The organism is Azospirillum brasilense (assembly GCF_005222205.1).
Lineage (GTDB): Bacteria > Pseudomonadota > Alphaproteobacteria > Azospirillales > Azospirillaceae > Azospirillum > Azospirillum brasilense_G.
The window spans coordinates 1,478,051-1,501,399 of record NZ_CP032346.1 but is presented as its reverse complement, the minus strand read 5'-3'; the positions used below and the strand labels follow the sequence as shown (position 1 = coordinate 1,501,399).

General features: G+C 70.8%; 13 protein-coding genes. 11 read left to right on the top strand and 2 right to left on the bottom strand.

From position 1 onward, the window contains the following. Window positions 1–4: 4 nt before the first annotated feature. Window positions 5–2,488, bottom strand: a complete 2,484-nt coding sequence (locus D3869_RS20810) for a TonB-dependent receptor (RefSeq protein ID WP_247895816.1) — start codon at window positions 2,486–2,488, stop codon at window positions 5–7. A gap of 271 nt (window positions 2,489–2,759) precedes the next feature. After that, entirely contained in the window at window positions 2,760–3,821 is a 1,062-nt protein-coding gene (locus D3869_RS20805; RefSeq protein WP_137141718.1) for a LacI family DNA-binding transcriptional regulator, read from the bottom strand. 332 nt (window positions 3,822–4,153) lie between these two features. Between D3869_RS20805 and D3869_RS20800 the strand changes: the two genes are divergently transcribed. The 11 genes from D3869_RS20800 (at window position 4,154) to D3869_RS33180 (ending at window position 23,337) form a co-directional block, all read left to right on the top strand. After that, complete coding sequence (locus tag D3869_RS20800) at window positions 4,154–4,918, top strand: SDR family oxidoreductase (RefSeq protein ID WP_137141717.1); 765 nt, start codon at window positions 4,154–4,156, stop codon at window positions 4,916–4,918. Between the two features lie 67 nt (window positions 4,919–4,985). Further along, the gene (locus D3869_RS20795) at window positions 4,986–6,233 is read left to right on the top strand and encodes a CaiB/BaiF CoA transferase family protein (protein ID WP_137141716.1); all 1,248 of its coding nucleotides are present in this window, start codon (window positions 4,986–4,988) and stop codon (window positions 6,231–6,233) included. Next, window positions 6,215–7,378, top strand: coding sequence for an extracellular solute-binding protein (locus D3869_RS20790; RefSeq protein WP_137141715.1), 1,164 nt, complete (start codon window positions 6,215–6,217; stop codon window positions 7,376–7,378). Before D3869_RS20795 ends, D3869_RS20790 begins: the two co-directional genes overlap by 19 nt. 10 nt (window positions 7,379–7,388) lie before the next feature. Continuing rightward, complete coding sequence (locus D3869_RS20785; protein ID WP_051140522.1) at window positions 7,389–8,186, top strand: enoyl-CoA hydratase/isomerase family protein; 798 nt, start codon at window positions 7,389–7,391, stop codon at window positions 8,184–8,186. A 31-nt stretch (window positions 8,187–8,217) separates the two neighbouring features. Next, on the top strand, window positions 8,218–9,402 hold the full coding sequence (locus D3869_RS20780) for a fumarylacetoacetate hydrolase family protein (protein WP_137141714.1): 1,185 nt from the start codon (window positions 8,218–8,220) through the stop codon (window positions 9,400–9,402). 91 nt (window positions 9,403–9,493) lie between these two features. Beyond that, a complete protein-coding gene (locus D3869_RS20775) occupies window positions 9,494–11,074 on the top strand; it encodes an aldehyde dehydrogenase (NADP(+)) (protein WP_137141713.1) in 1,581 nt (526 codons plus the stop codon). A 100-nt stretch (window positions 11,075–11,174) separates the two neighbouring features. Next, a complete protein-coding gene (locus D3869_RS20770; protein ID WP_119508304.1) occupies window positions 11,175–12,455 on the top strand; it encodes an ABC transporter substrate-binding protein in 1,281 nt (426 codons plus the stop codon). 206 nt (window positions 12,456–12,661) lie between these two features. After that, window positions 12,662–13,600, top strand: a complete 939-nt coding sequence (locus D3869_RS20765) for a carbohydrate ABC transporter permease (RefSeq protein ID WP_137141712.1) — start codon at window positions 12,662–12,664, stop codon at window positions 13,598–13,600. A gap of 4 nt (window positions 13,601–13,604) precedes the next feature. Further along, the gene (locus D3869_RS20760; RefSeq protein ID WP_137141711.1) at window positions 13,605–14,426 is read left to right on the top strand and encodes a carbohydrate ABC transporter permease; all 822 of its coding nucleotides are present in this window, start codon (window positions 13,605–13,607) and stop codon (window positions 14,424–14,426) included. A 60-nt stretch (window positions 14,427–14,486) separates the two neighbouring features. Next, window positions 14,487–15,722 (top strand): ABC transporter ATP-binding protein, encoded by a 1,236-nt coding sequence (locus tag D3869_RS20755; protein ID WP_137141710.1) that lies wholly within the window; start codon window positions 14,487–14,489, stop codon window positions 15,720–15,722. A gap of 334 nt (window positions 15,723–16,056) precedes the next feature. Next, window positions 16,057–23,337, top strand: a complete 7,281-nt coding sequence (locus D3869_RS33180; RefSeq protein WP_175426495.1) for a hypothetical protein — start codon at window positions 16,057–16,059, stop codon at window positions 23,335–23,337. Window positions 23,338–23,349 lie beyond the last annotated feature (12 nt).

The window sequence follows — 23,349 nt, the reverse complement described above, 5'->3', positions numbered from 1 at the left end:
GGGATCAGAAGTCGACCGTGGCGGACAGCAGCACGGTCCGCGGCGACCCGACGGTCACGTAGGTGCCGGTGGTCAGCCAGTACTCCTTGTCGAAGAGGTTCTCGACGCTGGCGCGCAGCACGACGGGCTTGCCCGAGACGTCGGTGGTGTAGCGGGCACCGATGTCGAAGCGGGTCCAGCCGTCGAAACGCAGCGTGTTGGCGTTGGTCAGGTAGGAGCCGGACGTGTGGATCACCCGCCCGTTGAGGGCGAGGCCCTCGACCCACGGGGTGTCCCAGTCCAGGCTGGCCGAGAAGCTCTTGTCCGGCACGCCGGCGGCGTCGTTGCCCTCTTCCGAGGCGACGGCGGTCTTCGTCAGCTCCGGCTTCAGGAAGGTCGCGCTGGCCATGGCGCGCAGGCCGGGCAGGATTTCGCCGTAGGCGGTCAGCTCCAGGCCGCGGTTGCGCTGCTCGCCGTCGTAGGCCAGCTCGTTGGACGCGGTGCGGATCGAGCTGGGGCGGGTGATCTGGAACACCGCGGCGGTCGTGGTGATGGTCCCCCAATCGACCTTGACGCCGCCCTCGAGCTGCTTCGACTTGTAAGGCTCGAGCACCGCGCCGGTGTTGGCGTAGCCGGCGCCGACGATGGTGCCGCGCGACAGGCCTTCGGCGTAGTTGCCGTAGACCGCGACATTCTCCAGCGGCTTGACCACCAGACCGGCGAGCGGCGTCGTGGCGCTGGCGTCGTAGTTGCTGGTCTGCGCGCCGGTCGTCGTGCTGAAGCCCTTCACCTTCACCGTCTGGTCGCGCACGCCGAGCGTCAGCAGGACGCGGTCGTTGACGAAGGACAGCGTGTCGGCGATGGCGATGCTGCTGAGCGTCGTCTCGGCCGACTTGCGCGGGTCGGTGCGCGGCGCGGTGATGACGGGCAGCGGCGCCGGGTTGTAGATGCTCGACGGGGCCGAGCCGGCGGCCTGGATGTAGGCGTTGCCCTCCTCCCGCTGGAAGCCGGTGTAGCCGATGTTGACCTGATGGCGGACGGGGCCCGTCTCGAAGCGCAGGCGCGCGCCGGCCGTGCCGCTGACCGTCTCGCTGTAGGAGTCGTAGTAGGAGTTGCGGACCGTGAAGTTGCCGAGGGCGTTCACGGCGGGGTTGGACTGCGGGAACACCTGATCGTTGGTCCCGTCGCGGTAGCCGATGCCGGCATAGGCGGTCAGCCAGTCCGTCACGTCGAACTCGATGTTCGACGCGATGGTCTTGTCCTTCTGGACCAGCGTCGTGTTCGGGTACCAGTTGCTGCGCGCGTCGGGCGGCGACGGGATCGCCGTCGTCGTGGACAGGATGCTGATCTGCGGGCGGAAATTGTCGGTGTCGTCGCGCTGGATGATGCCGTCGAGCGACCAGCGCAGCCGCTCGCCCCGGTAATCCACCGCCAGCGAGCCGAGGCCGGTCTTGACGTCGCCGTCCTCGATCGAGGCCTCGCCGCCGCGCAGCAGCCCGTTGAAGCGCACGCCCCAGGCGTTGTTCTCGCCGAAGCGGCGCCCGGTGTCGACATGAACGCCGAAGTTGGCGTCGCTCTGGTAAAGCCCGGTCACGCGGGTCAGCGGCTGGTCGCCGGCGCGCTTGCTGAGGATGTTGATGCCGCCGCCGATGCTGCCGCCGGGGGCGATGCCGTTCATCAGCGCGCCCGGCCCCTTCAGCAGCTCGATCCGCTCGATGATCTGCGAGGGCACGCGGTTGGAGGACACCAGCCCGTACATGCCGTTGAAGCCGACGTCGCCCGACGGAACGGCGAAGCCGCGGATCTGGAACGTGTCGTCGAAGCCGTTGCCGCCGGTGGTGGTGCGCACCGACGAATCGTTGATCAGCGTGTCCGCCGCCGTGCGCGCCTGCTGGTTCTCGATCAGCTCGGAGGTGTAGTTCGTCGTGCTGAACGGGGTGTCCAGCGTGTTCCTGGTGCCCAGCAGGCCCAGCGAGCCGCCGCGCGCCACCTGACCGCCGGCATAGGGCGGCGGCGGCTCGCCCGGCAGCGCGCCGGCGTTGGCCGACACCTGGACGGAGGGCAGCACCGTCGCCCCGGCCGGGGCGTTCACGACCGGTGTGGACCCTTGCGCGACGAGGCTGTACCCCGAGGAGGTGCCCGCGAGCTGATAACCGCTGCCGTCCAGCAGGCGGCGGAAGCCGTCCTCGACCGTCGTCGTTCCGCGCAGCCCTTGGGAGGTCTTGCCCCGGACCTGCGCCGGGTCCACGGCGATGCTCACCCCGGCCTGGGCGGCGAAGCGGCGCAGCGCGGCGTCCAGCGGTCCCGCCGGCACATTGGCGTCGATCGTGCGCGCCGCCGCCGTCTGGGCCTGCGCGGCCGACGCGAAGGGAAGGCCGCCCGCGAGGACGGCGCTGGCAAAGCAAACGGCCATGGCGACCGGGCGGAGCCCGGGCGTGAAGACATCGTGCGCGGCGCCGCGGCGGCGGGCGGACTGGCGCGGGGCGCCCTTGCCGCAAGATTGTGGCATTGTGCCGGTTCCTCTACCAAAAGGTGTGCAATTGGCGCAGCGTTAGCGACCGGCACCCTGTCCGTTTCAAAAAATCCGAACGTCTGCGCTGATCGCCTGAATGCGAATGATTTTCATTCTAAGCATCAGGCCGCGGATCGCGCAAGGGGGCAACGTCACCGTTCCGGTGATCGTTTATGTCTTTATGTCCGTGATTTTCTTAGGGGAATTCTGGATGCCTCAAGTCCCGTCCTCCCCACAGGGGAGAGGGTTATGAAGCCCCCGGCAGGCTTCAGGCGCTGCCCCGCACCAGCAGTTCGAACCCCACGTCCTGGGTGCGGTTCTCCACCTCGCCACCCTGCATCCGCCGCAGCAGGAGGTTGGCGGATTCCATGCCGATCTTGCGGCTGGCGATGGCGATGGTGGTCAGGCCAGGCGTCAGTTGCCCGGCGATGTCGTAATTGCCGAACCCGGTGATCGCCAGATCCTTCGGCACCGAGATCCCCATGCCGCTGCAGGCCAGCAGGGCGCCGGAGGCCAGCACGTCGCTGACGAACACCACGGCGTCGGTGTCGGGATGCTGCTCCCGGACCAGCTTCAGCAGTTCCACGCCGGTCGCCATCACCATCGGCCCGCTGGCCACCGTGACGACGCGCGGCGTCACGCCCGGAAAATGACGCTCATGGGCGTCCTGGAAGCCCTTCAGACGCTCCTTGGCGCGGTGGTCGCCCGGCTTCATGACGCCCGTGAAGGCCAGCCGGCGATAGCCGCGCCCGACCAGATGGTCGACCACGCTCATCAGGGCGGCGTGGTTGGAGAAGCCGACCAGCATGTCGACGGGGCGGTTCGTCCAGCTCCAGCTTTCGACCACCGGAACCCCGGTGCGCTTCAGCAGGGCCGTGGTCTCCTGGGTGTGGCGGGTGCCGATGATGAAGAAGCCGTCCGGGCGCCGCCCGCTGAAGCTGCGGACCAGCGACTCCTCGCGCCCCGCCATGTAGTCGGTGTGGCCGAGGAAGACCTGATAGCCCTCCGGCAGCAGGACGTCGGTCAGGCCCTGGATGGTTTCCGCGAAGATCGAGGCGGAGATGGTCGGGATGATCGCCGCCACCGTCATGCTGCGGTTGGAGGCGAGGTGGCTCGCCGCCAGGTTCTGCACGTAGCGGGTTTCGCGCACCGCCTCCTCGATGCGGGCGAGCGTGTCCGGGCCGACGCTGCGCGGATCGCGGAGCGCGCGCGAGACCGTCTGCGTCGAGACCCCGGCGGCCTGCGCCACATCGGCCATCGTCACCGCGCGGGTCGCGGAGCGCCGCCGTGACTCCGCCTTCCTGAGCGAAAGCTGTCCTTCGTCCGACACCTGGGATGACCTCTTTCCTGCCTCCGCCGGCCCGCCTTCGGGCACCGACCGGCCGCCTTCTTGTGCATGGCCGCGCCCGCCGTTGCAAGCCGGGTGCGGCACCGTTTCCACAATTCATAGCGCATTTCATGTTAGCGGTCACGTGAACGCTAACGTTATCGCTCGCCGAAGATGCTTGATTGCCCCAACCAATCATGTTACCGGTCACGTTAGCGGTCACTCGGAACGAACGCGAAGGCGGACGATCCGGGGAACGCGGGGAGGGACACCGCGGCGGCCCGATGGGCGCACGGCGGGCAAGCAACAAAGACAAGCAACGAAGCAGGCAAGACATGAGCGTTCTTGCGGACAGCGTCGCCTGGGTCACCGGCGGCGGCAGCGGAATCGGGGAGGCCGGCGCGCGGGCGCTGGCGCAGGGCGGCGCCGCCGTCGTCCTGTCCGGACGGCGCGAAGACGCGCTCCACCGCGTGGCGGAGTCCATCCGCGCCGCCGGCGGCAGGGCCGAGACCGCGGTCCTCGACGTGGCCGACGAGGCGGCGGTGCGGCGCGTGGCGGCGGCGATCCTCGACCGCCACGGGCGGATCGACACGCTGGTCGCCAGCGCCGGGATGAACCTGCCCAACCGCAGCTTCCGCGACCTCGGGACGGAGGGCTGGCGGCGTCTGGTCGACGTCAACCTGAACGGCACCATGCACGCCATCCAAGCGGTGCTGCCCGCCATGCGGGAGCGCCGGTCCGGCACCGTCATCATCGTGTCCTCCTGGGTCGGGCGGCACGCGCTCGTCCTCGGCGGACCCGGCTACAACGCGACCAAGCAGGCGCTGGTGACGCTGAGCCACAGCCTGAACATGGAGGAATGGCGCAACGGCCTGCGCTCCTGCGTGGTCATGCCGGGCGAGGTGGCGACCGACCTGCTGGGCCAGCGCCCCTCCCCGCCTCCGGCAGAGGAAATGGCGCGCCTGCTCCAGCCCGAAGACCTGGGCCGCACCATCCGCTTCGTGGCCGAGATGCCGCCCCACGTCTGCGTCAACGAAATCCTCATCAGCCCCGTCTGGAACCGCGCCTTCTTCGCGCAAGCCCCGGCGACCAACGGCTGACCATCCATCCCTTCGCCCCATCCTTCCGCCATGGCCGGCGGACCCACGGCAACAAGACCCGGACATCATGGACAAGAAACGCAACATCCTCAGCGGTTACCGTGTGCTCGACTGCTCCATCGCCATGGCCGGCCCGCTGGCGGCGCAGCGCCTGGGCGACCTCGGCGCCGACGTGGTGAAGGTGGAGCCGGTGACCGGCGAGTGGCAGCGCCACACCGCGGCGGGCGGCATCACCGGCAACAAGGTGAACGTCTCCTTCCTGTCGCTGAACCGGAACAAGCGCTCGCTCGCCGTCGACCTGAAGAACGCCGAGGGCAAGGCCCTGCTGATGGAGCTGGTCAAGACCGCCGACGTGTTCCTTCAGAACTACCGGCCGGGCGTCGCCAAGCGGCTGGGCGTGGACTATGAATCGCTCTCGGCGATCAATCCGCGCCTGATCTACCTGTCGATTTCCGGCTATGGCGAGACCGGCCCCTACGTCCAGCGTCCGGGCCAGGACCTGCTGTTGCAGGGCATGTCCGGCGCCATGCTGTCGGCGGGCCGCGAGGGCGAGGCCCCGACCCCCGCCGGCCAGTATCTGGTGGACGCCATCACCGGCTACACCGCCTTCGAAGGCGTGCTGGCCGCCCTGCTCCACCGCGAGCGCACCGGCGAGGGCCAGCTTGTCCAGGTCAACATGCTGGACGCCATCACGACGATCCAGATGCAGGAGCTGTCGGTCTTCACGGTCGGCGGCAAGCCGCAGACCCGCTCCGCCGAGCCGCACGCCCACGTCTACATCCGCGCGCCCTACGGCGCCTTCGCCACCAGCGACGGCTTCATCATCGTGGCCTTCCCGCCGCTGAAGCTGCTGGGCGAGCTGATCGGCGAGCCGTCCTTCCTCGACATGGAGGACGAGACCGACAGCTGGTCGCGCCGCGACGAAATCTTCGCCAAGACCCGCGACCGGCTGACCGCGAAGACCTCCGCGGAGTGGCTGGAGCTGTTCAACGCCGCCGGGGTCTGGGCCGGGCCGGTCTACGGCTACGCCGACCTCGTGAACGACCCGCAGATCAAGCACAACGGCACCTTCGTCGAGTACGACCACCCGACCGAGGGCCGCGTCAAGACGCCGGGCTTCCCGATCAAGTTCTCCAAGACCCCGTCCGAGGTCGAGCGCGGCGCCCCCCTGACCGGCGAGCACACCCGCGAGGTGCTGGAGGCCGCCGGCTTCACCGCCGAGGCCATCGACCGCCTGCTGGCCGCCGGCGTCGTCGCCGCCACCGAGCCGGAGGCGGAGGAAGAGGAGGTTCGGGCATGCGCTACCGCGCGCTGACCTGGGACCACCCGCGCGGCTATAACGCCTTGGCCGCCGCGGCGGCCGGGCTGGACGGGGCGCGCGCCGGGCTTGCCCCCGATCTTGCCATCGACTGGGACAAGCAGCCGCTCGAAGGCTTCGAGGCCCATCCGATCGGCGACCTCTGCGCCCGCTACGACCTGATCGTGCTGGACCATCCGCATGTCGGGGAGGCCGTGGCGGAACGCGGCCTGATCCCGCTGGAGGACCTGTTCACCGCCGGGGACATTGCCGGCTGGCAGCGCGACAGCATCGGGCCGAGCCTCGCCAGCTACCGCTTCGCGGACCGGCATTGGGCGCTGCCGCTCGACGCGGCGACGCAGGTCACGGCCTGCCGCGCCGACCTTCTGGACGGGCCGATCCCCGTCACCTGGGCGGAGGTGGCGAGCCTGTCCGAACGGGCGCCGGTCGCCCTGTCGCTGGCCGGGCCGCACGCCTGCCTGACCTTCCTGTCCTTGGCGGCGGCCTTCGGCGATCCGCCCGCGGTGGCCGATCCCGACCGGCTGGTCTCGGCGGAGGTGGGGACGCAGGCGCTCGACCTCATGGCGAGGCTGGCCGGGCGGATGCCGGCGGCGGTGCGCGGGCTGAACCCCATCGGGCTGCTCGGTCACATGGCCCGCACGGATGAGGTGGCGCTCTGCCCGCTGGTCTACGGCTACGTCAACTACGCGGCCCCCACCACGGCGGGCGAGAAGCCGGTCACCTTCGCCGACGCGCCGCGCGCCACGGCGGGCGGGCGTCCCGGTTCGACGCTGGGCGGCACCGGCATCGGCGTCTCCGTGCGCTGCGAGGTGACGCCGGCCCTGCTCGACCATCTGCGCTGGCTGCTCGGCGCCGAGGCGCAGCGGAGCTTCATCCCGGCCCACGACGGCCAGCCGAGCCGCCGCGACGCCTGGGCGGACGAGGCGGTGAACGCCCGCTGGGGCGGTTTCTACCGCAACACCGCCGCGACGCTGGAGGCCGCCTATGTCCGCCCGCGCCACGCCGGCTACATCGCTTTCCAGGCCGAAGCCGCGGCGATGATCCGCGACGCGCTGGCCGACGGCACGCCGCACCCGGCGTTGCTCGACCGTCTGCAACACCGCTACGCCGCCAGCCGCCCGGTTGCCGGCGCCGAACGATAAGGCCCATCCCATGGACTCGCTCAACACCCCCGATCCGGCGCTTGGCGCGGTCACCGTCACGGTGGACGGCTTCGTCGCCACCATCACGCTCGACCGCCCGCAGAAGCTGAACGCGGTGACCCCGGAGATGGCCGCGGAGCTGGTCGCCGCCGTCGCCCGCTGCAACGCCGACGACGACATCCGCTGCGTCGTGCTGACCGGCGCCGGGCCGCGCGCCTTCTGCTGCGGCTCCGACATCCGCGAGCTGGACCGCTACGACACCGCCTGGAACTTCCGCAACCGCGAGGACTATTGCGACGCCATCCGCGGTCTGCGCAAGCCGAGCATCGCCGCGGTCAACGGCTACGCCTTCGGCGGCGGGCTGGAGACGGCGATGAGCTGCGACATCCGCATCGCGTCGGAGAACGCCCAGTTCGGCGCGCCGGAGATCAAGCTCGGCTGGATCGGCGGCGGCGGCGTCGCGGCCTTCCTCTCGCACTCCATCGGCACCTCCAACGCCGCGATGATGATCCTGACCGGCGACCCGATCCCGGCGGACAAGGCGCTGGCCTGGGGCCTCGTCAGCGAGGTGGTGCCCGCCGACCGTCTGCTCGCCCGCGCGCAGGAGATCGCCGCCATCGTCGCCAGCCGCGCCCCCATCGCGGCGGAGACGGCGAAGCTGAACCTGAAGGCCGCCCACACCATGCCGGTGGAAAAGGCCATCGAGTACGAGCGCGACCTGCAGACCATCTGCTTCGCCACCGCGGACGCCGCCGAGGGGCGCGCCGCCTTCAAGGAAAAGCGCAGCCCGGTCTTCCGGCGCAAGTAACGACCCGGCGCAAGCAAGAGGAGAGGCACCCATGAGCAAGCGACCCCTTCCCCTCGACCCCGCCGCCGCCCTGCCGGCGGACGAGGGCGCGCTTCTGGTCGGGCGCGCCTGGCGCCCCGGCGTCGGCCCCTCGGTCATCGCCGTGCGCGGCCGGGACGTGTTCGACATCACCAGCCGCGACGCGCCCACCGTGCGCGATCTGGTGGAGACCGGCGCCGCCGCGGATCTGGCCCGCGACATCCCCGGCGAGTGGATCGGCACCGCCGCCGCCATCCTCGCCAACTCCGACGAGGACCGGCGCAACCCGGAGCGGCCCTGGCTGCTGGCCCCCATCGACCTCCAGGCGGTGAAGGCGTCCGGCGTGACCTTCGTGGTCAGCCTGCTGGAGCGCGTCATCGAGGAGCAGGCGCGCGGCGCCCCGGAAAAGGCGCTGGCCATCCGCGCCGACATCGACGCGCTGATCGGGCGCGACCTGTCCAGCCTGAAGCCCGGCTCGCCGGAGGCCATGGAGGTCAAGAAGGCGCTGATCGCCCGCGGGGTGTGGTCGCAGTATCTGGAGGTCGGCATCGGCCCCGACGCCGAGATCTTCACCAAGGGCCAGCCGATGTCGGCGGTCGGCACCGGCGCCCATGTCGGCATCCCGCCCTATTCGGTGTGGAACAACCCGGAGCCGGAGATCGCCGTCCTGGCCTCCAGTCGCGGGGACATCGTCGGCGCCACGCTCGGCAACGACATGAACCTGCGCGACGTCGAGGGGCGCTCCGCCCTGCTGCTCGGCAAGGCCAAGGACAACAACGCCAGCGGCTCCATCGGCCCGTTCATCCGCCTGTTCGACGACCGCTTCACGCTGGACGGTGTGCGCAGCGCCGAGCTTGGGCTGGTGGTCGAGGGCAGCGACGGTTTCCGGCTGGAGGGCTCCAGCTCCATGTCGCAGATCAGCCGCGATCCGGTGGAGCTGGTGGAGGCCACCATCGGCGAGAACCACCAGTATCCGGACGGCTTCGTCCTGCTGCTCGGCACCATGTTCGCGCCGGTCGAGGACCGCGACCGTCCGGGCGAGGGCTTCACCCACAAGCTGGACGATGTGGTGACCATCACCGCCCCGGCGCTGGGCAGCCTGACCAACCGGGTCCGCCATTGCGCCGACTGCGCGCCCTGGGATTTCGGCGCCGCCGCGCTGATGCGGAACCTCGCGGGCCGCGGCCTGCTCGGCTGATGCCGCCCCCAGACCGAGAGCACCAAGCCCGAGAGCACCAAGCCCGAGAGCACCGAGACCAAGAGCACCGAGACCAGGAAAGGACCCGCCCGTGACCCTCACCGGCATGATGCTGATCGGCGCCGAGAGCCACCGCGGCCGCAACGGCGAGATCCACGCCATCGACCCGTCCACCGGGGCGAAGCTGGAACCCGCCTTCGGCGGCGGCGGGACGGCGGAGGTCGACCGCGCCTGCCAGCTCGCCTGGGACGCCTTCGACCGCTTCCGCGAGACCGCGCGGGAGGACCGCGCCGTCTTTCTGGAGGCGGTCGCCCGCAACATCCTGGACCTCGGCGACGCCCTCATCGTCCGCGCCATGGCTGAAAGCGGCCTGCCGCGCGCCCGGCTGGAGGGGGAGCGCGGGCGCACCGTCGGCCAGCTCCGCCTCTTCGCCGCGGTGGTGCGGGAGGGAAGCTGGATCGGCGCCCGCATCGACCCGGCCCTGCCGGAGCGGGCGCCCCTGCCCCGCCCCGACCTGCGCCAGCGCCGCATCCCGCTCGGCCCCGTGGCGGTGTTCGGCGCCAGCAACTTCCCGCTGGCCTTCTCGGTGGCCGGGGGCGACACCGCCTCGGCCTTCGCCGCCGGCTGCCCGGTGGTGGTCAAGGCCCACTCCGCCCATCCCGGCACGTCGGAGCTCGTCGGCCGCGCCGTCCAGGCCGCCGTCGCCGAATGCGGGCTGCCGGAGGGCGTCTTCTCGCTGATGTTCGGCGCCGGCTCGTCGGTGGGCACGGCGCTCGTCGCCGACCCGCGCATCAAGGCGGTCGGCTTCACCGGATCGCGCCGCGGCGGCGTGGCGCTCATGGAGGTGGCGGCCAGGCGTCCGGAGCCGATCCCCGTCTACGCGGAGATGAGCAGCATCAACCCGGTCTTCCTGCTGCCGGCGGCGCTCGCCGCGCGGGCGGAGGCGCTGGGCAAGAGCTTCGTCGCCTCGCTGACGCTGGGCGCCGGGCAGTTCTGCACCAACCCCGGCATCCTGCTGGCGGTGGACGGGCCGGACCTCGACCGCTTCGTAGCGTCCGCCGTGGACGCGCTGGGCGGCAGCGCGGCGCCGACCATGCTGACGCCGGGCATCCACGCCGCCTTCGACGCCGGGGTGGCCGCCCTGGCCGACAACGCCCTCGTGGCGACGCTGGCCCGCGGGCTGGACGGCGACGGCCCCAACCGGTGCCGGGCGGCGCTGTTCGCCACGACCGCCGACGCTTTCCTCGACGATCCGGCCCTGCGCGAGGAGGTGTTCGGCGCCGCCTCGCTGCTCATCCGCTGCCCGGATCTGGAATCTTTGCGCGCGGTGGCGGAGCGGCTGGACGGCCAGCTCACCGCGACCCTGCAGATGGACGCGGCTGACACCGGAGCGGCGGCGGTCCTGCTGCCGACGCTGGAGCGCAAGGCCGGCCGCATCCTGGCCAACGGCTGGCCGACCGGCGTCGAGGTCTGCCACGCCATGGTGCATGGCGGCCCCTTCCCGGCCACGTCGGACAGCCGCACCACCTCGGTCGGCACGGCGGCCATCGAGCGGTTCCTGCGGCCCGTCTGCTACCAGGACATCCCGGCCGACCTGCTGCCGGAACCCCTGCGCGACGGCAACCCGCTGGGGTTGTGGCGTCGGGTCGACGGAGCGTTGGGCCGGCACTGAACCCCGACCACCGGCCCGCATACTCTGGTATGGTTCCCGGATTGCGGGCCAATCCAACCAAAAAAGACAGCAAACGAACAAATTCAGAGGAGGACGCAGCATGAAGCCGTTTCTGAGCGCAATCACGGGCATCACCCCCCTTCTGGCCGGCGGGCTGGCCGCCGCTTTGGCGCTGGGCACCGCGTCGGTCGCCCTGGCCCAATCGTCTGATAAATCGGCTTCCGGAAAGACGGTGGTGACCTTCGCTGCGTCCCACTTCGCCGAGGTCGGCCGCGGCGACCGGCTGAAGGCCTGGGTGGAGAAGTTCAACCAGTCCCAGCCCGACATCGAGGTGAAGCCGGTCACCATCCCCTTCTCCTCCTTCGCCACCACCATCTTCACGCAGATGGGCGGCAACGGCGGCCCCGACGTCATCCGCTTCGACCTGCCGGAGTTCTACGCGGCGGTCGCCGCCAAGTCGGTCCTGCCGATCGACGACATCGTGAAGGACGGCGCCCACACCTTCACCGCCGCCGACCAGTACATGAAGGTCGAGGGCAAGCGCTACGGCTTCGCTTTTGACACCGCCAACTACGCGATGGTCTACAACGCCGCGCTGCTGCCCAACGGCACGCCGCCCAAGACCTTCGAGGAGTTCGTGAAGCTCGGCAAGGAGGCGACGAAGGACGGCAACTACGGCTTCGCCTTCCGCGCCACGATGGCCGAGCGCGGCGGCGTCTGGTACGACCTGACCAACTTCGTCTACGGCTTCGGCGGGCGCTGGTCCAAGCCGGACGGCACGCCGACCTTCAACAGCCCGGAGGTCGTGGCGGGTGTCGCCGCCTACAAGACCGTCTACGACGCCGGCATGATCCCCAAGGGCACCGACGCCGCCACCTACCGGCGGATGTTCTGGGAAGGCAAGGTCGCCATGGAGATCGACAACGGCGGCGTCGCCACCATCCTGACCTCGCAGGGCAAGGCGCACCCCATCGCCGCCGCCCCGTCGCCCTTCCCGCACAAGGAGCAGGGCATGATCCTGGCTCCGGTGACCATCAACGCCAACACCAAGGTGAAGGACGCCGCCGGCAAGTTCCTGCAATGGGCGCTCCAGCCCCAGCAGCAGCAGGAACTCCAGACCCTGCTCGGCGCCGCCAACGTCGCGACGACGGTGGAGCGCACGCCGGAGGAGCTTCAGGCCATGCCCTGGCTGAAGGTCTACGACGCGCAGACCCCGAACAGCGTGCCCGCCCTGCCGCAGGGGCTTGAGACCAAGGCGCCGGAGATCCAGCAGATCATCGTCCAGCAGCTCCTCAAGGTGCTCCAGGGTGGCGTCGCCCCGCAGACCGCCATGGACGAGGCGCAGCGTCTGATCACCGCCCGCGTGCTCGCCCAGAAGTAACGCCCGCACAATTCCAGGGCGATCGCATTCGTCCATTCTTTTAGCCCTCTCCCCCCTGGGGAGAGGGTGGCCCGAAGGGCCGGTGAGGGGGTTGCGCTTTTGTCGAGCCTACCGACACGCGCAACCCCCTCACCCTAACCCTCTCCCCAGAGGGGAGAGGGAATGTCGGAAGCGATCGCCGTGGTCCCAACTCCGGATACCGCATCATGATGAGCAGGACCGTGAGCCAGCCCAGGGCCGCCGCGCGGCGCGCGCCGATCGACCATGGCCGCTGGGTTCCCGCACTCTTCGTCGCCCCGGTGGCGCTCTATCTCCTGGTCTTCCAGGGCTACCCGCTGGTGCAGGAATTCCTGCTCAGCGTCACCTCCACCTCGCTGCTCTCGCCCGGCCAGCAGACCTACGTCGGGCTGGACAATTACCGCGAGCTCGTCTTCGACCCGGAGTTCCATCAGGTCCTGCGCGTCACCGCGGTCTACACGCTGGTCTGCGTGGTCGCCTCCATCGGGCTCGGCCTGCTGGCGGCGCTGCTGCTCGACGGCACCTTCCGGGGGCGCGGCATCGCCCGCGCGCTGGTCACCATTCCGTGGGCCGCCCCGCCGGTCGCCGCGGCGCTGATCTTCGTGTGGATGTTCAACGCGCAGTACGGGCTGTTCAGCCACCTCGCCCAGTTCCTCGGTTTCGCCGACGGCGGGGTGAACTGGCTGGACGAGCCGTCCTACGCCCTGCCGGCCATCCTCATCACCACGGTCTGGCAGATCTTCCCCTTCTCCTCCGTCGTCATCCTGGCCGCCCTCCAGGGTGTGCCGTCGGAGCTGCGCGAGGCGGCGGTGATCGACGGGGCCGACCGGCTCAGCATCTTCCGCGCCGTCACCTGGCCGACCATCCGCCCGTCGGTGGCCCTGCTGACCCTGCTCATCACCGTGTGGTCGCTGCGCCGCTTCGACGTGATCTGGCTGATGACGCAGGGCGGCCCGCTGGGCGAGACCAACACGCTGGTCATCGACCTCTACCGCCGCGCCTTCGTCTATCTCGACCTCGGCCGGGCGGCGGCGGTCGGCATCATCGGGCTGGTCGTCGCGATCCTGGTGACGCTGGTCTATTTCTGGCTGTCGACGCGGGCGGAAAAGGCCGCAGGGAAACGGTGATGTCATGAAACACAATTCCACGGCCCGCACGCTCGCCGTCCTGGTCCTCCTCGGGGTGGCGGCCTTCCCGCTCTACTGGATGCTGGTGACCTCGCTCACCCCGTCGGAGCGGCTGTTCGACGCCACGCCGAACCTGCTGCCGACGCTGTCGCAGATCGGCACCTACGCCGCCGCCTTCACCGAGACCTCGCTGCGCCAATGGCTGGTCAACAGCCTGATCGTCGCGGTCGGCACGACGGTGCTGAGCATCCTGCTGTCGGTTCTGCCGGCCTACGCGCTGTCGCGCCTGACCTTCAACGGCAAGCTGCTGCTCGGCTTCGCGCTGTTCATGACGCAGATGCTGCCGGAAGCGATGCTGGTGGTGCCGCTCTACGACATCTTCACCAAGCTGTCGCTGCTCAACACGCTGCTCGGCCTGATCCTGGCCAACACGGCCTTCACGGTGCCGGTGGTGACCTGGATCCTGAAGGGCGCCATCGACGGCGTGCCGTCGGAGATCGAGGAGGCCGCAAGGGTGGACGGCTGCTCCCGCCTCGGCATCGTGCTGGCGGTGGTGGTTCCGCTGATCGCGCCGACGCTGGCGGCGGCGGCGGTGATCGCCTTCTTCCACGGCTGGAACGAGTATGTCTTCGCCCAGACCTTCATCAGCGACGACGCCCTGCGCACCGCCTCGGTCGGCCTCGCCAGCTTCGTGGGCGAGCTGAGCACGCCGGTGCACACGGTCATGGCGGTCGGCTTCATCTACACGCTGCCGGCGGTCGTCTTCTACCTGTTCGTCCAACGCTACGTGGTCGCCGGCATGACGACCGGCGGCGTCAAGGGCTGACCGTGGGCCGATCCCGCCCCCCTTGCACCGACACGCCCGAGAGATAAAAGGGAAAAGCCCATGGCTATCAAACTGCAGAACGTCACGAAGTCCTTCGGTTCGCTGACCGTGATCGACAACGTGAGCCTGGAGGCCGGCGACGACGAATTCCTGGTGCTGCTCGGCCCGTCGGGCTGCGGCAAGTCCACCATCCTGCGCATGATCGCGGGGCTTGAGACGGTGACCAGCGGCGAGATCCATCTCGGCGGCAAGCGGGTGGACGAACTGCCGCCCAGCGACCGCGACATGGCCTTCGTCTTCCAGTCCTACGCGCTCTACCCGCACATGACGGTGCGCCGGAACATCGCCTTCCCGCTGATCATGCGGCAGTTCCGCTGGTGGTTCCACATCCCCTTCATCGGCGACTATTTCAAGCGCCGGATCGAGAACTCGCCGGAGGTGCGGGAGCTGGTGGAACGCACCGCCGACACGCTGGCCCTGACCAAGGTGCTCGACCGGCATCCGCGCACCCTGTCGGGCGGCCAGCGCCAGCGCGTGGCGCTCGGCCGCGCCATGGTGCGCCAGCCCTCGGCCTTCCTGATGGACGAGCCGCTGTCGAACCTCGACGCCAAGCTGCGCACCGCCATGCGGGCGGAGATCACCCAGCTCCACCAGCGGGTCGGCGGCAACTTCGTCTACGTCACCCACGACCAGATCGAGGCGATGACCATGGGCACCCGCATCGCGCTGATGCGCGACGGGCACCTCCAGCAGTACGGCACCCCGCGCGAGATCTACGAGAAGCCGGCCAACACCTACGTCGCCCGCTTCATCGGCACGCCGCCGATGAACCTGATCGACGCCGAGGTCGAGGGCATGACCGTGCGCATCGGCGCCAGCGTCCTGCCGCTGCCCGACAAGGCGGAACGCCCTGGGACCGAACGGGCGGGCGGCAACAGCCGCATGAAGGTCTGGCTGGGCCTGCGCCCCGGCGCGCTCGCCGTCGTGCCGCCGGGCCAGGGCAAGAGCCTGCCGGGCACCGTCACGCTGGTCGAGCATGTGGGGGCGGAATCGCTGATCTCGGTGAAGCTGTCTGGCGTCCACACCGCCCACGACGACGACGGCGGCCTGACCGACGAGGTGATGGTCTCCGTCCCCGGCTACAGCGAGCTGCGCGTCGGCGAGGCGGTCGGGATCGACTGCCTGCTGAAGGACTTCTCCCTGTTCGAGAAGGACAGCGGCCTCCGCGTCGGCGGGCGGGCCGCGGAGGACTTCCTGGCCGGCGGACGTGTCGGCACCATCCGGACGGCGTCCTGACGCCATCCGTGCGGACGGCGCCGCGCCGCCACCCCAGGGTGGGTTGGCCGGTGCGGCGCCGTTCTCAAACACTACTTTTCAGAAAGGTGCCATTGCCCCTTTCACAACCCAAGTCTCAAATGCAACAATAATCGACAATTTGCCACCGTATGAGGCAAAATTCATGCAGTAACCATCGCCGTTCTGCGGGGATTTTGATGTTGCATGACCACTGATCCAAGCAGAATTAACTTCCGATCCGCCAAAAGATCGGCAGCGTTCAGAATTTCTTTAATAAATCACTTTGTTATTGGCCTTCCCGATACGCGACCGCCGCGATGGCGAGAGGGCCACTATGCCGGACACCCTGGACGCCAACGCCCCGCTCCTGACCATCCCCGATGCCCTGGCGTCCGAAGCGGCGGCGGTGCTGCTGGGCGGCGATCCCGGCGCGCTGAAGGCCGTGCAGGACAAGCTGACGGCGGCGCTGACCGGACAGGGCTTGCCGGAAGGCGCCGCGGGCAGCGTGGCGGACGGCTGGATGCGCGACGTCGCGGCGGGGGTCGGCGCCAGCGCCACGCCCGACGACGCCATTGCGCAGGCGAGCCGGATTGCCGCCGGCACCGCGGCGCGCATGGCGCAAGCCGCCCAGGAAACCGCGGCGCTGACGGGGGAGCAACGCTTGGCCGTCGCCCTGGCCCAGGGACAGGGAATCGGGCCGGGCAGTGCCGGCGATCCCAAGACGGCGTCCGACCTGTCGGCGGCGCTGTTCAGCGGGGTGATGGACCCGGCCGCCCGCCCGGCGGGCGCCGCCGACCCGATCGCCGCCCTGTCGCAGGCTCTGACCGCTCCCCCCACCGCCCCGGCGATGCCGGACGCCGTTGCCGTTTCACCGTCCGACAAGCTCGCCGCGGCGCTCGCCTCCGGCGTGGGGGTGCAGGACGCGGTGACGGCGCTCGGCCCCGGATCGGGCGGCCACTTCGCCGAAGCGCTTGAACACGCCCTGTCCAGCGGCGCCGACGCCGCCGGCGCCATTGCCGAAGCCCAGGCGTTGAGCGCCGCCGGCGCGGTCCAGACCAATTCCGTCGCGGTCGAACAGACCGACGGCGCACGCCTGCTCGGTGCGCTGGCCGCCGGAAAGACGGACGGTGCGGGCGGCGCGCTGGCCGGCAACCCCGCCTTCACCAGCGTCCTGAACGACGCGTTGGCGCAGGGCGCGCAACCCGACGCGGCGCTCGGCGCCTCGACCCGGGCGCAGACGGACATGGCGGCCCGGCAGGAGGCCGCCGTCGTTCCGGCCAAGCCGGCGGACGCGCTGGTCGCCTCGCTGTCGTCCGGCCAGAATGTGGCGGCCACCGTCAAGACCTTTGCCGCCGCCGCCGGGCTCGACGGTGCGGCGGCCGGCGGCTTCGGCGAGGCGCTGGGGCGGGCCCTGTCCAGCGGGCAGGAGATGTCCGGCGCGCTGGGCTCGGCGCAGCAGACCGTGTCCACCGCGCTGGCCCTGTCCGCCGAAACCGCGAGGGGCGTCAAGAGCGACGGGCTGATCGCGGCGCTCGCCAGCGGGCAGAACGTCCAGCAGGCGGTGCAGGCGCTCGGCGGCTCCGGCGCCGCCTTCAACGCCGCGCTCGGGCAGGCGCTGGCCGACGGGCGTGCCCCCGGCTCGGCGCTCGCCGCCGCCCGCCAGACGGCGGAGACGGTGCAGCAGAACGCCCAGGGCAGCGAGGTTCCCGTGTCCGCCGAGAACAAGGCGCTGGCCGATCTCGCCAACCCGCCGCCTGCGGGAGAGGCGGCCAAGGACGGCGCCAAAGGAGACGGCGACAAAGGAGACGGCGGCAAGGGGGGCGGGGAGAAGGCCGCCGAACAGGTCGCCGAAGCCCCAGCCGAGGGCAAGGAGGGCGGCAAGGACGAGGGCGGCGAGAAAGACGGCGCCAAAGAGGAAGGCGCCAAGGAGGATGGAGCGAAGGAGGAGGCGAAAGGCGAAGCCGGTGACAAGGCCGCCACCGACGCCTCCTCGACGGAGGGCAAGGCGTCTCCGGCCGCGGCCAAATCCAGCATGGGAAGCGAACCCGCTCTGAAACCGATCAGCTTCGACGCGGCCGGAACCGCCAAGAGCGCCGACACCGCCGCGCCGAGCGTCACCGCCCCCACGCCCACCACCAGCGCTCCGCCCGCCGCCCCGGCGGTCACCAAGACGCTGACCAGCGATCCCTTCGCCGTCGCCGCGCAGATCCAGCAGCAGGTGGCCCGCGCCATCGAGGCGGCCGCCGCCACCCAGCCCGCGACGGTGCCGCCGGTGGCGGCCCCCACCCTCTCGGCCGGCTTCGACGCGGCGGCCTTTGCGAAGGCCCTGGCGATCGCCGAGGGCACCGCGGCCCCGGCCGGTTTCGCCGTTTTCCACCTGATCGAGGCGATGTTCCGGCCCGGCGAGGCCGGCAGCCGCGTGATCGGCGTCGCCGTGGTGGCGAACCCGGACTCCCCGTTCGGCGTCTGGCAGTACAGCGTGGACGGCAGCGCGTGGCTGGCGGTGGGCACGGTCGGCGACGGCGCGGCGCTCGTGCTTCCGGGCAACGCCCTGCTGCGTTTCCTCCCGGCCGCCAACTGGAACGGCACCGCGCCGTCGCTCGGGCTGCGGGCGGTGAACAGCGAATGGGCCGAAGGCTTCAGCGGTGTCGAGCATCGGCTGTTCACGCTGACCGGCGTCGGTGGCACCACCCCGCTGTCGGGGGATATCGCCCCGTTGACGCTGGAGGTGACCCCGGTGAACGGCGCCCCGGTGGCGACTGGCGCGCAAGCGGTCCTGGCACCCATCACGGAAGACAGCGCCGACCCGGCGGGCGCCGGCGTCGCGTCGCTGTTCGGCGGGCTGTTCTCCGACCCCACCGACGCCGTGTTCGGCTCCGCCGGCAACGGCTTCGCCGGGGTGGCGGTGGTCGGCAACGCAGCGACCGCCGCGCAGGGCGTCTGGCAATATTGGACCGGTTCCGCCTGGACCGCCGTGGGCGATGTCGCGGAGGGGGCGGCGCTGATCCTCGCCGCCGACGCCAAGCTGCGCTTCCTGCCGGCGGCCAACTGGAACGGCACCACCCCGACCCTGACCGTCCGGCTGGTTGAGGACGGCGGCGCGCCCGTCGTCACCGGTGACCGAGTCGACCTGACCACCGGCGTCGGCGGCAGCACCGTTTACAGCGCCGGCACCATCGCGCTGACCGGGACCGTCACCCCGGTCAACGACGCTCCGGTCGCCACCGGAACGACGACGCTTCTGCCGGCGGTCGCCGAAGACGCCGCCGATCCGTCCGGCGCCACCGTCTCCACCCTGTTCGCCCACCTGTTCTCCGACCCTGCGGACGCCGTGGCGGGCGGGTCCGCCGCGAACGGCTTCGCCGGCGTGGCGGTGATCGCCAACGGTGCGGACACCGCCCAGGGGCAATGGCAATACTGGACCGGCACGGCCTGGACCGCCGTGGAAACGGTGTCGAATGGCGACGCCCTGCTGCTGGCGGCCGACACCAAGCTGCGCTTCCTGCCCGCCGCCGACTGGAACGGCGTACCGCCGAGCCTGGTGGTTCGCCTGATCGACGACTCGCAAGGGCCGGTCACCAGCGGCGAGCGGGCCGACGTAACGGGCGCCGGCGGGGACAGCCGCTACAGCCTGGGCACCATCGCCCTCAACACAGCGGTCAGCGCGATCAACGACGCTCCGGTGGCGACCGGCACGACGGCGACCCTGCCGACCATCGCCGAAGACACGACCAACCCGGCGGGCGCCACGGTCTCCGCCCTGTTCGGTGACCTGTTCTCCGATTCTGCCGACGCGGTGAGCGGCGGATCGGCGGCCAACGGCTTCGCCGGCGTGGTGGTGGTCGGCAACGCCGCCACCGTGGCGCAAGGAACGTGGCAGTATTGGACGGGCACGGCCTGGGCCGGCATCGGCACGGCGAGCGACGCCAACGGGCTGCTGCTGGGCGCCAACACGGCGCTGCGCTTCGTTCCCGCCGCCAACTGGAACGGCACCACGCCCGCCTTGACCGTCCGGCTGGTCGAGGATGGCGGCGCGCCGCTGATCACCGGCAACCGTGTCGACCTGACCGGCAGCGTCGGCGGCAGCACGGTCTACAGCGCCGGGACCATCGCGCTGACCGGAACCGTCACCCCCGTCAACGACGCGCCGGTCGTCACCGGAGCGACTGCTACCCTGCCGGCGATCGCGGAAGACACCGCCAATCCGGCGGGCGCCACCGTCTCCAGCCTGTTCGCCCACCTGTTCTCCGACCCGGCGGACGCCGTGAGCGGCGGGTCCGTCGCCAACGGTTTCGCCGGGATCGCCATCGTCGGCAACGCGGCGACCACGCAAGGCGTGTGGCAATACTGGACCGGCACGGGCTGGGCCGCCGTGGGGGCGGCCTCGGACGGCAACGCCTTGCTGCTGGCCGCCAACACGGCGTTGCGCTTCGTTCCCGCCGCCAACTGGAACGGCACCACACCGGCTTTGACCGTCCGGCTGATCGACGACTCCCAAGGGGCCGTGACCAGCGGCGGACGGGTCGCCCTGGCGAGCGTGGGCGGCGACAGCCGCTACAGCGCCGGCACCGTCGCCCTGACCACCTCGGTCACCCCCGTAAACGACGCCCCCGTGGCGACGGGCACGGCGGCCACGCTGCCGACCATCGCCGAGGACACCGCCAACCCGACGGGCACCACCGTCTCCAGCCTGTTCGGTCCCCTGTTCTCCGACGCCGCCGACGCGGTGAGCGGCGGGTCGACGGCCGACACGCTGGCCGGCGTGGTGGTGGTCGGCAACGCCGCCACCCTGGCGCAAGGGGCGTGGCAGTTCTGGACCGGCGCCGCCTGGGCCGACATCGGCGCGGTCAGCGGCGGCAACGGTCTGCTGCTGGCCGCCAACACGGCGCTGCGCTTCGTTCCCGCCGCCAACTGGAACGGCACCACGCCCGCCCTGACCGTCCGGCTGGTCGACACGTCGCACGGCCCGATTGCCAGCGGCGCACGGGTCGACGCGACGAGCGTCGGCGGCAGCACCGCCTACAGCCTCGGCACCATCGCGCTGACGGGCACCGTCATTCCGGTCAACGACGCCCCGGTGGCGACGGGCACGACGGCGACCCTGCCGACCATCGCCGAGGACACCGCCAACCCCGCGGGCACCAGCGTCACCGCCCTGTTCGGCCATTTGTTCTCCGACCCGGCGGACGCGGTGGCGGGCGGCTCCTCCGCCAATGGCTTCGCCGGCGTCGCCATCGTCGGCAACGCGGCGACCGCCGGGCAGGGCGTCTGGCAATACTGGTCCGGTTCCGCCTGGATCACCGTGGGCGCGGTGGCGGAGGGGGCGGCGCTGGTCGTCGCCGCCAACGCGATGCTGCGCTTCATTCCCGCCACCGACTGGAACGGCACCACCCCGGCCCTGACCGTCCGGCTGATCGAGGACGGCGGCGCCCCCGTCGTCACCGGCGGCCGCGTCGACCTGACGGCCGGCGTCGGCGGCAGCACCGTCTACAGCGCCGATACCATCGCCCTGACCGGAACCGTCACCCCCATCAACGACGCGCCGCAGATCACCGCCGGCACGACCGCTCTGGCGACGGTGAAGGGCGTGGCGGTGGCGGTCACCGGCCTGTCGGTGTCCGACGTCGACGCCGGCGCGCTGCCCATGCTGGTCACGCTGACCGCCGGCCACGGCACGCTGACCCTGGCCACCGCCGGGTGGGACGCGGTTATCACCGGCAACGGAACGGACAGCGTCACCATCCGCGCGACTCTCGCCACCATCAACGGGCTGCTCGGCGCAGCCAACGGGCTCCTCTACACCGCCAGCACCTACACCGGAGCCGACGCCATCCGGATCGTCGTGAACGACCTGGGCAACGGCGGGGCCGGCGGGCCGCTGACCGCCACCGCCACCATCGGCGTCACCGTGGCGCCGCCGAACGCCTCGCCCGTCCTGATCGACACCAACCTCGACGTGACCGTGGCGGCGGAGGCCCTGGCCGCCCCCACCGCGGGCACGGCCGGCTTCGCGGTGTCCAAGCTGGTCGGGCTGAACGGCAGCGGCCCCGCCAACGTCACCGACGCCGACGCGGGCGCCGTCACCGGCATCGCCCTGACCGGCACCAACGAGAGCTATGGCCGCTGGTGGTTCTCCACCGACAACGGCGCGACCTGGAGCCTCGTCGGCGCGGTCAACGACAGCGATTCCGCCCTTCTGCTGCGCGCCACCGACCGGCTCTATTTCCAGCCCAACGCCGCGGTGCCGGCCACCGTCAACGGCGCCCTGACCATCCGGGCCTGGGACCAGACCACCGGCAGCGCCGGCTCCAAGGCCGCCGTCACCCTCGGCGACGGCAGCGCCTTCTCCGCCGCCACCGACACCGTCACCCTGCATCCCGGCGTGCTGATCCCCAACGGTTCCTTCGACAAAGGGCTGACCGGCTGGAGCCACACCGGCGGCGCCACGGTGGACGCGACCGGCGACGGGCATGAGGGCACCCTGACCTCCGCCGGCGGCCAGACGCCGACGCAGCTCGAGGATTTTCTCGGCATCGCCCACGGCTCCATCGCCGCGGCGACCGGGACCGTCCCGTCCTTCGGGCACGCGATGAAACTGGCCAACACCGTCACCGTGACGAAGGACACGATCCTGACCTTCGACTGGGCCTTCATCTTCTCCGACCCCGGCTATCACGACTTCGCCTTCGTCAGCGTCAACGGCGTGGTCACGCTGCTCGCCAAGGAGGCGAGCGCCAGCGGGAAATTCAGCGTCGTCATCCCGGCCAACACCACCCTGTCTCTGGGCTTCGGCACCTCCGACACCAGCGACAACAGCGTCAACCCGATCCTGCGCGTCGACAACGTCACGCTGACCACCGTCGCCAGCGACCCCATCGTGCTGGACATGGCCGGCGACGGGCTGGCCCTGCGGGCGCTGACCGACGGCGTCCTGTTCGACGTCAGCGGCGACGGCGTGGCCGACCGGACCGGCTGGGTCGGCAAGGGCAACGCCCTGCTGGTGCGCGACGACAACCAAAACGGGCAAATCGACGACGGGCGCGAGCTGGTGTCGGAACATTTCGGGAAAGGCTTCAACAGCAGCCTGGAGGCGCTCGCCTCGCTCGACAGCAACCATGACGGGCGCATCGACGCCGCGGACCAGAGCTTCGCCACGCTCCAGGTCTGGCAGGACGCCGACGGCGACGGGGTGAGCCAGCCGGGCGAACTGCGCACGCTGGCCGAGGCCGGGATCCTCTCCATCGCCACCACGGCCACCCCGACCGATACGACGCTGGCCGGCAACCACATCCTCGGCACCACCAGCATGACCATGGCCGACGGCAGCAGCCGTGTGGTGGCCGGCGTCGCCTTCGACGCGCAGGCCACCGTCGCGGCGCAGCTGCACAGCCAGCCGCTGGCCGCGTCGCCATCTCCGTCGTCTCAGGCCGATCACGGGCGCTTCTACTACGCAGCGCTCCTCTCCTCCGGCCTGGGCCTGCCGGACACTGTTCCGGTTGTGCAAAACAGTCTTGATGCACACAGTGGAGACTGGGCGATGGCGCTTCACACCACGGACACACACCACGCCACAACCCATGCATCGACGATTGTGCCGGTCGCAGAAAATTCATGATCGACCGACAGA